The organism is Butyrivibrio sp., assembly GCF_015056685.1.
Lineage (GTDB): Bacteria > Bacillota > Clostridia > Lachnospirales > Lachnospiraceae > Butyrivibrio.
The window spans coordinates 16598-31042 of record NZ_SVFW01000020.1 but is presented as its reverse complement, the minus strand read 5'-3'; the positions used below and the strand labels follow the sequence as shown (position 1 = coordinate 31042).

Genomic DNA, 14445 nt, shown 5'->3' with positions numbered 1-14445 from the left:
TCCTAGAAAAAAATATATTAAAAGAAAAATCACGTTATATATCACTCAACAACAACGCATCCCAGAACTTTAACGCCATAATTCTTTGCAAGCTCAAGTTCTTTTGCAATGTCTTTGTATTTTGATGTTCTTAGTTTTTCAACCATGATAACGCCGTCAGACTCAGCAAGCCTTGCAAGCGATGCTGGATCAGTAAGAACTGAATTTCCGCACTCAACACTAAGCTCACTATAGTTCTGCTTAACTGCATCAACTACCTGATTTGTAATAGCAGATACTGTATTATCACCAATAGTACTTATTGCATATAGCTTTTTAAGGTCAGCCTTCTGAGCTCCAAGACCAACACCTGCCGTTATCATACCAAGCTCGCCATCCTCGCCGTCTTTCATGATTCCTAAAACGGAAACCTTAAAGAGCTCTGATATATCCTCTTTTGTCTTAATTGTCTGTGACAAAATATACTTAAGACAAATCCATAAGACTACAATGAATGCTCCGGCCAAAAGACCAAGCACTGCATATTTTATATCAAAACTCCTCACAACAGTTTTCTCTGTTTCAACAACTTCAGTCTCTTCTGGTTGAGCTTCAACTTCAGCTACTTCTGTTTCTTCCGCTGTATCGCCATCGATAAGTTTCGTGTACAAAGCCTTCTGATCAGCTGTGAGTGAATTACCAACAGTCAGCATGACGTTCTGGAGATTTTTTAATACATCGACCTGAGTCTGCTGCTCTGAAAGAATACTTGTATTAACATTTACAAAAAAATATGTATCAAGGTATTCAATATTATGTTCATAAAGGCTCGTAGCTGTTGGAATCTGAGCTTCAAGTTCTTGCATCAGCACATCAAGAACAATTTTACACTCTTCTTCATTTCTAGCCGTAACAGTTATGTTTAAGATACTGTTAGCTTCAAGTCCTACGCTATACAACTCTTTAACATAGTTTTCAGCAATACTATCGCCAAGAGCTTTAGCCACTTTAACAATAACTTTCTCATCATTCAAAGTCTTGCAATAAACCGCCTCTATATTATTTATATTATTTACTTCCTCGATTTCAGGATAAGAAACCTTATAGTAATTACTAATAAGATAAGATGCCACCAGTGTAGGTACCTTATCTGCATCAAGCTGCATACGGATTGAACTATTTATATACTTTTCTTTATTAGCGTAAAGTTTCTTATAATAGTTGTAGGAGTTTACAGCCATTTCAACTTCTGTAACTTCCCTATCAGAAAGCTTTGCCTTAAGAGATTCAATATTTGAAGTTATAGCAGCTTCATCTACTACTGTCTCTCCAGTCTCAACTTCAACAACCTTCGCAGACTTCGCATAACCTACAGCGCTTCCAATAACTAAACCAATAAGAGCAAAAACAATTATAAGCTTCCATTTTTTTAAAATCTGACGGCAAAGATCAAGTAAATCTATTTCCTGTTCGTCTCTATAATTCATAAAGCCTCCAAATATAGCTGCATAAAAAATGCATTATAATTCAAATTAACATTATACATCATATCGCACTGTTTCAGCAATGATTCAAATGCGAAATACCCAAATACTTGGGAAGGCCATTTTTGTAATCCTGTTCAACTTCGCCTTGAATAAGAGGTTTTAAATACTCTATAAGGTCAGCAGTTATATCATTTCCTTCTCTAGTAATCCATTCAACAGGAACAGATTTCGCCTCATTGGCTATATCCTTTATCTGTGCATAGCTGTATTCAACAGTGTATGGATAGTTGCTTATGCGATTTAAAACAACCATGCAACCTGTCTGTCCATCTTCTGCTAAACTAACCGCCTTCTCTCCCTGGGCAAATGACTCATCAATGTCAGTTTTACTAGCCATATGAGCAGCACATCTCTGAAGGACATTTACCTCAACGGATCGAACCTTGACATCTATATTTTCTTTTACTATAAATTCAAGTGCCTTTCCTGCACCTGAAAGCTGTTGATGTCCAAAAGTATCTGCCATTGCTTTACTAGATGTAATGTAATTACCATCCTTATCCCTTATTCCCTCAGAAACAGCAATGATAACATTATCACGCTTTGAAAGTTCATTTCTAACATCTGCCAAAAACTGTTCCTTATCAAAGAACACCTCAGGAAGATAAATCAGATGTGGCGCTGAAGAATAATCATTTCTCGCAAGCGCTGATGCCGCCGTGAGCCATCCGGCGTCTCGTCCCATGATTTCAACAATTGTAACTGACTTAACTGCATAGATAAAAGTATCATGTGCAATCTCTAAAATAGAACTTGCTATATACTTGGCAGCAGAGCCGAAGCCCGGAGTATGATCTGTGCAGCATAAATCATTATCAATCGTCTTTGGAACCCCAATTATCCTTACATCAGAACCAATCTCCCTGGCATAATTTGATAATTTCAACACAGTATCCATACTGTCGTTTCCACCAATATAGAAAAATGCTCCAATATTAAATTTTTTAAACTGTGAAAAAATAAAAGAATATGAAGAATCATCATCCCTGTATTCAGGAAGCTTATATCTGCAACTTCCCAAATACATGGCCGGTGTATGAGTTAAGAGTTTTATAAAATTTGATTTTTCTTGAGCTTTATCTGTTAAATCTAAATAATTCTCCGCTAAAACACCCAAAATGCCGTTTATTGCCCCATAACACCTGTCATAGTTCCCAGAATCAATAGTAGCTTTCAAAACTCCTGCAAGACTGGCATTGATAGCAGAAGTTGGTCCCCCCGACTGTGCAACAAGTACATTTTTGATGTTCATCAATAAGACTCTCCTTAACAATTTTAAAATTTTGGCAGTCCTATTGTAGCAGAAGAAATGAAATATGACAAAAAATCACTAAAAGATAATAGCCCTATACTTTTTTAAAACTATTATTATGAGTCTTGCTTTACTTTTTATGATCGTTATATTCTTGCATAGACTGAATAATCCTCATTCTGTGTTTTTCTTCTTTTTTATTTAAAAGATATTTTACTATAATTTTAGGCAGAAACCATATTGCTACTGCGCTTTCTATAAGCATCCCACCTATTGCAACTACATTTTTGGGATCATTTACGCCATTTATAACAACAACCATACAAATAAAACAAAGGGTTAATATTATAACTATTAGTGTTCCCATTATTACCCAAAAGAAGTATTTCTCTAAAGACGTCTTTGCTCCCTCACTATTTTTCATACCAAGGATTGATCATGCCTGGATATTTAGCTAAATGCATTGCTATCTTCCTGTTTGTGACCCATCTTCTTTCTTTCAAAAAAACTTATATTCAGCTATAAATGTGATACACACGCTCAACACCCATATTATAGGTTTTGAATGAATGCTAGCATCACTCACTTCATTCTACATTTTTAAAACTTCAAGCCAGTCAATACCATAATACGATTCCTTTATATTTGATTCTCGTGAAAAACCTGATTGAATAAAATAAGCCTTTTCTATATTTTCCCTTGCAATATAAAGCATTAATATCCGCAGTTCATTCCATAGATCAAAACAATCATAGATATTTTGAAAATCAACAATATGCTTCCGGATAGAGTATTTTATATTATTACGTTTTTCCGGTGCAAAACCATAATCATCTAACACCTTTTCCAAATCTATAAACAACTCTTCCTGATCCAAATTTAGAATAATACTAATTATTTCGATAGCATCTTTATCTAACAAATTTGATTTCCTTTTCCGAAGGAAATCACGTATTGAAGGGATTATACTAAACTTGCTAATAATAGCAGAACTATCATCTACAAGTCGCTTGCACTCTTTACCAGGTTTACACTCATCTACTGAAAAGTACCTTTCAATATATCTTGGATCCGGATACTCACAAAAATGCAGATATGCCTCAACCATCGGATAATTAGTATACAATAGTCCATCTCTGGTAATATCACAGAAATGCTGCAAGCGAATAATCTTCTCATCACTAAAACTATCATCGTGTTGTTCATAATCAATTACCAACAGTATATTAACGTAATCTCTTTTTTCCAATAAATCCGAATATCTTTTTTTCAACCAATCAAAAACGTGAGCGCAGGGTCCCTTATATCTGTGACGTAAGAATCCAAAAATTCCAGTGTATTCAGATAGTCTTTAAGTATTTCATTACATGGTTCATGCAGAAGATTAGAATACGGAACAGAAACTGGAAACGCATTGACTGGCTGTACCTCTCCGTGATTGTAAAAATCAGAAAGACGGAAAAGTGTTATTTTGAAGCCTTTTGGATAAGACTTCGGATTATCCAACCATCTGATTGATTCCTCGTATGAGTAACACAAACCATTATCAACAAATAGCTTCTGAGTCTCTGAAGGCACTGTATTGTTGAGTAATATGCTGTCTGTCCAGCACCTTCATGCTCCATGTATTCAACCAGTCGCCTGCAGTTTTCGTGGTAACTGATTAGCCACTTTTGAGATTTGAAAATCTCACCAGGTAGTGGAATCTCATAAAAGCGCGTATCTCTCGGTCTTTCCATAGCAAAGTCACCTCATTTATAAACAAGTCTTTTGTTGACGTCATTATAATCTGGAGAGGAGCATTATGCGCATCTTTTTTATAATAAATACAGTAATTTCAGTTCCTCCAAGCATTAGGTCCAATCATTAAATGCAGATAAGTAATTCCTTCGGATAATGCATATTATGCGAGTGTTCGCATAAGCTTCAGAACAGCCCATAAGACCATTTACCATTGCCAGAAAAAACTTCGTACTGATGGAATCTAATAACAGAGCCAATGCTAGCGCCATAATATTCAGCATAGCCGAGACAGCCAAAGCTAATAATCTAAACATCTATGACTATTTCGAGTTTCCGCCGATCGACATCCCAAAACATCATGATACAAGGATCTTAGCTTCATAAATGATCTTCTGCTTTGGTCAAAACAGGTACAGCAGAAATGTCAAAGCAGATATAAAAAATCTTAATTTACTTATCAAAGTTCAGAATCAATGAAATCGCCCGTAAAAAGTCGGTTTCTTTTTTATTTGGTACTCATGAATGAGGGCTTACTACTAAAAAGGAGGTGGTCTACAGTCCAGAGTTAGATCAAGAAATGCTCGCTTTGAATGATGATGATTTTTTTACAGTAACAAGCACCGCTCTGGTATACCATAGAAGGAACAGTATCACTGTTTTACTTTATCATAACATATGTGCCAATGCTAAAGCCTTTCCTTAAGCCCAACATTTTTTAACATTTTCCGCAAAGCAGTCGCAGTTAAATTTATCACAAAATCAATGACTATAGCAAAAACAAGGGAGCTAACAAATACACCAACAGAAAGCACTATAACATTCTTTGTTTGAATTATTATTTTTCCATTTCCAACTGGATAATAATCACGCAGAATCCACAAAAACAACATATGTACCAAAAAAACGCCATACATTCTATTAGATATATAATGTATTTTATTTCGAATAGCATCATTTTTTATTTCAATCTCAGAAAAGAGTATAAAAAATGCTAATCCCCCTAATGTCATACCCAAAGATAAGTTGTAACACTTATTAACCAAAATTGGATGCACAGACTCCCAACACGTTAGTCCGCAGGAACAAAAAACTAGTCCACCCCCTATTTTAACAGCTCTTACCTTTCCAATTTCTTGCCTTATCATTCCATAATATCTTCTGAAGAAAAAGCCTATTCCCAAATAATAAATATATATATTGCCTACCAATGTTAAATCAAATGCTATTGTTTTACCAAATGCATATAATATATCATTTAATCTATTAAAAACTAAAATAACTGCCAACATCAAGATAAGCTGCCTCTCTGATAAACTATTAAAGGCGCTTTGTATAAAAGGCATTACAAAATATAAGACAATTAATGCATATATATACCAAAGATGTCCAACAGGCATATTAAATATATATGGATACGGATTATACATAATTGTATTATTAAGATACAAATTGTAAAAAAACAGATAAACAATCGCTGGAATCAATAGTGAAAGTATATGCTTTAGAACAAATAATTTATAGTCCTTTATTTTCTTTCCTCCAATTACCAAAAAGCCTGTTATCGAAAGAAATGTCCACAAAGCAGGTCTAACAATTGCCTGTATAAGTCGATATCCTATATATGAAAAATCTGTCATCATTCCGCTAACGTGCAATAGTATGATACAAAAACAGCAAAATATGCGCAAAACATCAATCCATATTATGAAATTATCATTTTTTTCTAGCATTTTCGCTTTTCCCAACATTTTCATAACACACTCTCTTGTCTAAGGTACATACGGCGCAGTAGTTAATTTCACAAAAATAACACCATCGTTCATTACAACCGACCCGTGAGTAGGCCATACTGGCATATTATAAAATTCATCGCTCAAAACAAACTCTTTATACTCATCTGTAAATATCTTTCCGGTATACACCCCATAATAATCTATGAAATAATTGAATTTCACATCATTAATTCCAGCCATATTATTATATATTATCGGTCGGGGTAATAATGAATATTCATAAATTGGAAGCCTAGACACCACCTGACTATCATCAGGTGCTCCAACCAATATAATAGGCGTATTATTTCTAACATACCCTTCAATTTCCATGGCATCTTTAATTATGATGTCACACTGTTTTTCAATAGCCCTATATGATATCCTTTGACACATAAATGAGGCATCATTAATTATGACACATGAAAATACTATCAGTGATGTTACGATTGTCAAAAGATAATATATATATTTATCAAATAATTGATTATTTACTCTAGTAAATAAGCTAAAAGCTAATGGAATAACTAAAATATACTGAAAATGCATTATTGAGGAAATACCATTATAAGGAATAAGAATTTTTATCACGCCCATAGCAGCTGGTAGTGCCAAAATGACAACTGTTGCACATATTGCAGCAATTTTAGAACGTCTAAATAATCGTATCTCACATTTTATGGCAAACACTAATAAAACAATAAATAAAAACAGATAATAATATCTTAAATTTAATTTGCCATTCCAAAAATAATGCGCAAAATCACCATAGATTTCAATTATTGATGAACCAAGCGAAAGTAAAATTCCGCTAATACTAAACTGTGCAACTCTTGATCCTTCCTGCAATGCCCTATAATGCATTTCCATTTTGTAAACTATAATATCTAATCCGCAACCAACTAGCATAGCCAAAATGAACTTAAAAAATTGAATAAATATGCTTCCTATATTCTTTTCATCAATAAAATCTAATACCATTAAAACAAAATATGTTCCTAATGCCATGCCTAAATATGGCTGATAAAGTCCCATCATAAAAAAAATAAAAATCGAAGAAATAATTGTATATTTAATCCCCTCAAACCTAAAATAATAAACACTAAAAACAGATAAGAGGAGAGAAAATGCATATACAGGCACAAGATAAGCAAATACTAATTGGCAGCAAATTGTTGGAGAAGAAATAAATGCCATAGCCATAATAACTTGCAATAAAACTGAATCAATCTTATATAGTTCTGCTAATAAATAGCACGATATAGCAACGCACATTACATATATTGCAACATTAATACCTGGTATAACTATATTTCCAAAGAAAGATAATAAATATCTCACTCCCCATCTTCCGCACATAGTTGCCCAATCAGCATTCATGTAGTAATACAAACCTTCACCAAGAGCATCAATATGTCCATGCCCATCAATAATAAATATATAATAGGATAATATGCCCGCTAATGCGGTAAAAAAACAAATAATAGATAGCCTTTTCAAATTAAAAGTCATTCTTGTTTGCATGTTTTACACCACCATTTTTAATCATTCTGTAAATCCACTATTCTAAAATGGAAGAATATCTAACATAGAAAGTTTTATTTTTCAGTGCGTTTCTTTATTTTTCTCTCTGACCATTGAGTTTAAGTTTTGAACTGTTCATATACTTTTGGATGATTTTTTCAGCATAATTCATCCAAGCTTTGCCAAGAAATGTTACAACATCTGCATAAATAAAAATCAGTCCCCAACAAATAATAAAAAGTATAGCTTTTTTAATTCCATGCATATTTGAATATAATGGGCTAATTCTATATATTATCACATGATGAACCAAAAATATCCCATAGGATAGGTAACTGATTCTGTCAATAATGGAATCAAGTATTTTCACTCTTCCAACATGATTGGCTGCAATTTTCCATATTATAAAAAACATGCTTACACCATATATCATACACGCATACAATGTATCTATCGGAACATCAAAGAAAGTAAAAAAGAAAAACATTATCAACGAACAATATAGCAGTATTCTTTTATCCCATAATTCATACTTAAAAAAGATCATCCCAAGACAAAATGGCATAATCCATGTAAGCAAATTCCATGAATCACCTATCACAAAAATATCAAGTCTAACTACTAAAAAATAATGTATAACAATCTCTATTACTAAGGTAAAACACCCAAGAGAATTAATTAATTTTATTATTATTGGATAAAAAATATACATCAGTATAATACACCCCAAAAACCATTCTCCAACTTCATAATAACCTTTTATCCGATATGAAAAATAGCCATCCATACCTATCAACGATAAAACAAACGGTAGATGTCCCCTCCAAAAAATCCTTCCCACCAAACTAATTCTATCGAACCAAGCTGGGAAATAAGCAACGTAATAAGCTGGGAATATGGCTTTCCATCTTTTTATATAAAATTTTTTTATACTGTTTATCTCTCTATTATTATAATAAAGCACACCTCCGCTCAGCATAAAAAACATTGTTACTGCAACTGTCCCCAGAGAACCATTTTTATAAAAAAATCTCCATGGCCATATCGAAATCTCTCCCATATGAAAAATAACAATCATAATTGTACATATAGTTCTAATCCAATCGCACTCCCGAACCCTACTCATACCAGCATCTCCCATTATATATTTCATCTTGGTACTAATACTTGACACATATTAAAGTCTAATATTGGATAATTCCAAGATTCTTTGGCAATTATTTCCATCATTGTAATAATTCACTAGCTTATTAACACGGCATCTCTCGCCATAATATTCATCCTTGCCCATGTTAATATCTCTAATAAAATTGTAAATATCGTTTTTAGAAAGCGCTCTTACGCCTGGCATATATTCAAGAGGGTTATCAAATACAAATCCTCTCGATTTGGCATATTCATCATAATCTGGCATTGCAAAGCATATTGGTCTATTAAGCATGAGATATTGTAAATAAACACTCGAATAATCTGTAATCAGCCCATCTGCTTGGGCTAACTCTGAGTATAAATCCATGTTTTTAGCCTGAAACATTTGATCAGTATAAATATGTAAATTTGAGAAATCTGTTATATATTTTACATCCACATCTTGCATTGGATGTAACTTCACAATCATATCCACATTATTATTTTTCAAAATATCATTTAATTCTTGCCACTCTTCTTGTTTTATATATGGAAGAATATCTTTAACTGATGAATCTTCGTACCCTAAATATTTTGATTGTCTAAATGTTGGTGCCCATAAAATTGTCTTTACGTCTTTTTTTATTTTTTCTTCAAAAAGCCTGTCTGTCTTGGGTTCACCACATATTACAACGTTTTCTCTAGGACACCCAAAACACTTAGCCATAATATCTGCATATAACTCAGAACTTGCACACAAATAAGTAAAAAAGAATTCTTCGCCATTATCTTCACTTACCATTTTCCCAATTTTCTTTATTGGCGTTCCGTGCCACATGTTAATTACTATTTGCTTATTTGTAGGTTTAATTGGCATCTTTCCCATGGAATATAAAACATGCCCACTTTTTAAGTATTGCCATACACATTTGGACTTTGGAATAAAGGCTATATTCTTATCAATCAAATGCTTATAAACATTTGGATTGCTCACTCCACAAATAATCTTATATTTTTCATTGTAATGATTATCAACTAGATATTTAAAAATCGCCAATGAATTATCATTCAATATGTCATTGGCACAATAAATAAAAATTTCATCATCTTCTTTTTTTACAACTTTATTCAAACCCGAAAAAACAGGAAAAACCCCACTCACTAGAAAACGTTTTAATCTTAAATTAGTAATCAAAATAATCTACCTTGCACCTTTCTTTTTTAAACTAATAAATAAAACATTTGTTAAGTAAGCCATAACAATTGATAATATTGTACAAGCCATAGTAATTAGAGCTGTTCTTAATCCTCTTCCTAACTCATATAGCAAACCAAACAACCAACATCCAACCGATAAAATAATCGGCCAGTGATATGAATAAATATATGCAGATATGTTTCCCAAAAATATCATAAGCTTGGTTTTAGATAGTATTTTTATTGCTCGCTCTCCGTATATTTCACACCAAAAAATAAAAACAGCAACTCCCAAAGCTCGAATAACAGGAGCAAAACTAATCAGGAAACGTAATGGAGTATATATTCCCGTTGCTTCATCCTGATAAGTCATAATATATAGTGCAATAAATAATAATAAATATCTCTTCAACAAAACGCCAAAAGAATCCTTTATCCTTTTAGATTTTCCAATGTGAAGTAATCGTTCTTTAATATAAAACACGCAATAATAACAAAGACTGCCAACATAAAAACTAGAAATTTTCTGATAATACCAAACAGAAATCAGATATATCATCGTGCATACTTTGATTGCATTTTTATCGTCAGTACCTATAAGTGCTTTAGCTAAGATAATAGTGCATATACCCCCAAACAAACTAGTCGCCATAAATCCTAACGGTCTGTTATAGTCACTATTAATAACCAAAACCCTGAATATGTCTCGAATTAAAGATCCTAGTGTAGGAGTAAAATTATTAAACTGTCCTGCGAAAAAGAATTGATTGCCATATTGCAGCATAGACTGATTAAACATCAGCCCCAATTTCATAAGTATGAACGCAAAAAGTATAGATGGAGTAGAAATTTTTACAACTTTTTTAATTTTTTTAATTATCATTTCCACAATATCGTTTTGCTTTTCACTTTCAGTTATATCTGCAGTAATAAGATATCCAGAAATAACAAAAAAAACTGAACAGCCGTATTCCCTGTCGTTAATATGTTAAGTGGGCTCCCCAACCACAATCTAGAAAAAGCACTGTCGGAATACTTGCTCCACATCAGCCCTGGATAAAAACAACAGGAAACATGATTAAGTATCACAAAAATACTCGCTATTCCTCTTAAAGAATCAATCCATTTAATCCTTTGCTTATCCTTAGCACTTTCTAGTTTTTCCATATTGTGTTGCCTCAACTTTTATCATACAGTTATTCTTAACGCCTATATATTCTCCACAGAAACTGTAAAGAATTTCTTTTTCCCAAAACAATACTCTTTCATCGTGAATTTCGCGTTTTTACATGAATAACGTCTATTACCATTTTTATCATCGTATTAAACTCTTTTGGCCAAGATACTTTTGACACCAACAAACACACTACTAAATACATACCAAAGCCTATAACCGGTGATAACAACTCACCAAATAACAAAAATGAAATTATAACTATGATAATTCCAACCAAATCTATTACAGAAAATCGAAGGTTTTTATATCCAACCTCACACGTCAAAAGCCAAATGAATGCTGTTAAAAGAGTGGCTATGGCAAAAGCTTTCATCGTATGCAAAACAAGCCAAAACAAACCATTCAGCATTGCTCCTATAGCAATCATAGCTATAATTTGACACAGATACTTGTTCTGCTTCTTATTGGCTTTAAAAATATTTACATAGATTCCTTTTATAATCAGATAAAAAACTTGCGCTGCAAAAAGAATGAATACTACACTATTTGATTCCACATATTTAGGAATAAAATTTATCAAAATCCACTTCGCAGGAAAAGCTATTGATATTACAAACAACCCCCACATCAATGACATTTTTTTTACCGTACGTATTTTCTCATCAGTTATCTCATCTTTGCAAAAATAGTTATACATAGTAATGGTAATTGGAGAAAAAAACATATTTACGATAGATTCCATGGTAACTGCATAAGAATAATAAGCAAAAAATTCTGTAGTCATCAAATACTTTACAAACCATCTATCCAACCCCGTAAAAAGACCATTAGAAAAATTGCCTATCATCAAGATTATACCAGCGGACACTTGAGTTTTTATCTCGCTTAAATCCACGCTCAAATCTCTTGAAAAATGTATTGATTTATTTATTTGAAAAAGCAAATATATTGCTATAACTACTTCAATAATTATCTGAATCCAAACATATGGCCAAGCTCTCATAATACCACATGCAAGAAAAAAAACACTTAAAACAAATACAAGGACTTTTTCAGAATTAACACTAAAAGCATATAACTTAAAATTACCAGTAGCTTGATAAAAGCTTTTCAAATATCCCATTATATTTGACGTAAACATCCCAACTGCAAAAGCTAAAATCAACCAATTATTGAGAAAAGCACCTATTACAAAAATAAGTATCAAAGCGACTATTTCAATTAGAAAATAGTTAAAAATATTATTTTCAAGCTTTCGTGAATCTAATTCTTCTATAGTTTTTCCACCATACTCAAGATACATTCCATCGTTATATCCAAGAGAAAAAAAGCCTGCATAAGAAATATATAGCCCAAAAGTCTTTATCTCAGCATAAGTTGAAATAGGAAGCAATGCTGGAAGTACAAAATTCATTGCCAATCCAATTCCCATGCTTATTAGATTAGCCAGCATAACATGAAACAAACCTTTTTTCATATATAACTATCCTTTAATATGTCACACAATTTATCAACATTTTCTTCTGTAACCTCGTTATAGAATAACTTCTCTTCTACATTCCTAAAATCAACTCTACTAAAATCGACATCCAATAATTTTTCTACTATATCATTTGAAAATCTATATGATATTATTCGCCCTGGATTCCCACCATAAATTGCATAAGGCGGTACATCTTTGGTGACTACTGCTCCAGCTGCAATAATAGCACCTTGTCCTATTGATACTCCTGATAAAATTGTAGCATAATCACCTATCCATACATCATCAGCTATAGTGATTGGACCTTTTGTAAGTTTAGTACTCTTCTTACCATATAATTTTTCATTCACAGGATATGTCGTAATGACATTATACTGATGTTCACCACCAAGCAGAAAATATGCCTTATTAGAAATAGAACACCAACTTCCTATTGATAAAGACTCACTTTTACTTCCCAATGTTCCTATATTCAAAGATCCATATGTGCCTTTTCCCACAGTTATTCTTTTATTCTTCACCATCCCTAAAACAATTTCACTGACATTATTTCCAAGCCTTGTGTAATTGTGATGATTTGCTTTCTTCCATAAATATCTACATTTATAAGATTTAAATATATCAACAATGCTCATATAGTAACTAATTACTCCTAAGAATGTAACTTCCAATAGATTCCAAATCGTTTCCAAAAAAATATTTGTAATTTAATTTGTGTATGCTGCAATTTCTAGTAATATCTTTAAATATTTGTGGATCATATTTTTCATTTATTCTATCTTGTAATTCAAAACATCTGCTATTATTTATTGGAACACTATCCACCATTTCCCTAAACCACGAAAATTCCTCATATGCAATTGCTATGGCTACATCTAATAATAGATAACAAATACTCATCTCTTCATTTTTATAATATGCTTCAAAAAAATCTTTCATAAATCTTGGAAAAGGATTATCCTGTCCTACGCCCAAAAAGAAAGTAGACCAAAGTCCTCTGCAAACATGAAAATCAGCATATAGCCCATGATGAATTGTATAAAAGGGATATCTGTAAATTTCCTCATCCAATTCTGACGTCAAAAAGAGCGTAGCGTCTGTCCAAATTCCACCATACTTAGCCAATAATTCCATCCTTAATACATCAGAAAAAAGAGTAATCGATATCTTGTTCTCAGCAAATTTATCCAATATATATTGGGGGACAGAAATAAATTCTCTATAATTTTCTTTTGATACTCGAATCACACGATGCTTTCCGCGATTTTTTTCTATCGAATCAACACACGTCTTAACTATTGGAGGAAGTAATTTTTCATCAAATCCCTGCCACCAAAACACCCAAATTGGACAATCATAATCTATATTATTCGCTGAAAAATCCAATGTTTTGTATTTATCCACTATTTCTGAATAGGATTTCTTGCATTTTTCCTTTATTACCTGATGATTGTGCTTATCAAACCTCTTCCCAAACTCTGTTTGAGTACCATGAAAAACACAATTTCTAATAAAATCGAAAAATGCAATTTTTAATCCAAAATATCTATAAAGATTAATATCATTTTTTACAGTTCTTTTAAAAAACAACAGTTTTCGCTTAACTTTCTCCATAACAATAATCCCCAAAATGACAGTACCTT

At 32.5% G+C, this 14445-nt stretch carries 13 protein-coding genes; all 13 read right to left on the bottom strand.

Annotated elements, in window-relative coordinates; translation table 11 throughout:
• Positions 1-41: 41 nt before the first annotated feature.
• Entirely contained in the window at positions 42-1466 is a 1425-nt protein-coding gene (locus tag E7303_RS08835) for a hypothetical protein (protein WP_292144860.1), read from the bottom strand.
• 73 nt (positions 1467-1539) lie between these two features.
• A complete protein-coding gene (locus E7303_RS08830) occupies positions 1540-2778 on the bottom strand; it encodes a 6-phosphofructokinase (protein WP_292144858.1) in 1239 nt (412 codons plus the stop codon).
• Between the two features lie 130 nt (positions 2779-2908).
• Positions 2909-3202, bottom strand: coding sequence for a hypothetical protein (locus E7303_RS08825; protein ID WP_292144857.1), 294 nt, complete (start codon positions 3200-3202; stop codon positions 2909-2911).
• A gap of 168 nt (positions 3203-3370) precedes the next feature.
• Positions 3371-4027 carry a hypothetical protein gene (locus E7303_RS08820; RefSeq protein ID WP_292144856.1) on the bottom strand — a complete coding sequence of 219 codons (657 nt, stop codon included), beginning with the start codon at positions 4025-4027 and terminating at the stop codon, positions 3371-3373.
• A gap of 217 nt (positions 4028-4244) precedes the next feature.
• A complete protein-coding gene (locus E7303_RS08815) occupies positions 4245-4517 on the bottom strand; it encodes a hypothetical protein (RefSeq protein ID WP_292144855.1) in 273 nt (90 codons plus the stop codon).
• Between the two features lie 690 nt (positions 4518-5207).
• Positions 5208-6275, bottom strand: coding sequence for an acyltransferase (locus E7303_RS08810; RefSeq protein ID WP_292144854.1), 1068 nt, complete (start codon positions 6273-6275; stop codon positions 5208-5210).
• Positions 6276-6290: 15 nt separating this feature from the next.
• Entirely contained in the window at positions 6291-7817 is a 1527-nt protein-coding gene (locus tag E7303_RS08805; RefSeq protein WP_292144853.1) for a glucosyltransferase domain-containing protein, read from the bottom strand.
• Between the two features lie 94 nt (positions 7818-7911).
• Positions 7912-8958: an acyltransferase family protein gene (locus E7303_RS08800; protein WP_292144852.1), complete on the bottom strand. Its 1047-nt coding sequence runs from the start codon at positions 8956-8958 to the stop codon at positions 7912-7914.
• Positions 8959-8994: 36 nt separating this feature from the next.
• Positions 8995-10140, bottom strand: coding sequence for a CDP-glycerol glycerophosphotransferase family protein (locus E7303_RS08795; protein WP_292144851.1), 1146 nt, complete (start codon positions 10138-10140; stop codon positions 8995-8997).
• A 6-nt stretch (positions 10141-10146) separates the two neighbouring features.
• Positions 10147-11127: an acyltransferase family protein gene (locus E7303_RS08790; protein ID WP_292144894.1), complete on the bottom strand. Its 981-nt coding sequence runs from the start codon at positions 11125-11127 to the stop codon at positions 10147-10149.
• Positions 11128-11407: 280 nt separating this feature from the next.
• The gene (locus tag E7303_RS08785; RefSeq protein ID WP_292144850.1) at positions 11408-12796 is read right to left on the bottom strand and encodes a hypothetical protein; all 1389 of its coding nucleotides are present in this window, start codon (positions 12794-12796) and stop codon (positions 11408-11410) included.
• Positions 12793-13437 (bottom strand): CatB-related O-acetyltransferase, encoded by a 645-nt coding sequence (locus E7303_RS08780; protein WP_292144849.1) that lies wholly within the window; start codon positions 13435-13437, stop codon positions 12793-12795. The genes E7303_RS08785 and E7303_RS08780 overlap by 4 nt, the downstream gene beginning before the upstream one ends.
• A 7-nt stretch (positions 13438-13444) precedes the next feature.
• Positions 13445-14416: a capsular polysaccharide synthesis protein gene (locus E7303_RS08775; protein ID WP_292144847.1), complete on the bottom strand. Its 972-nt coding sequence runs from the start codon at positions 14414-14416 to the stop codon at positions 13445-13447.
• Positions 14417-14445 lie beyond the last annotated feature (29 nt).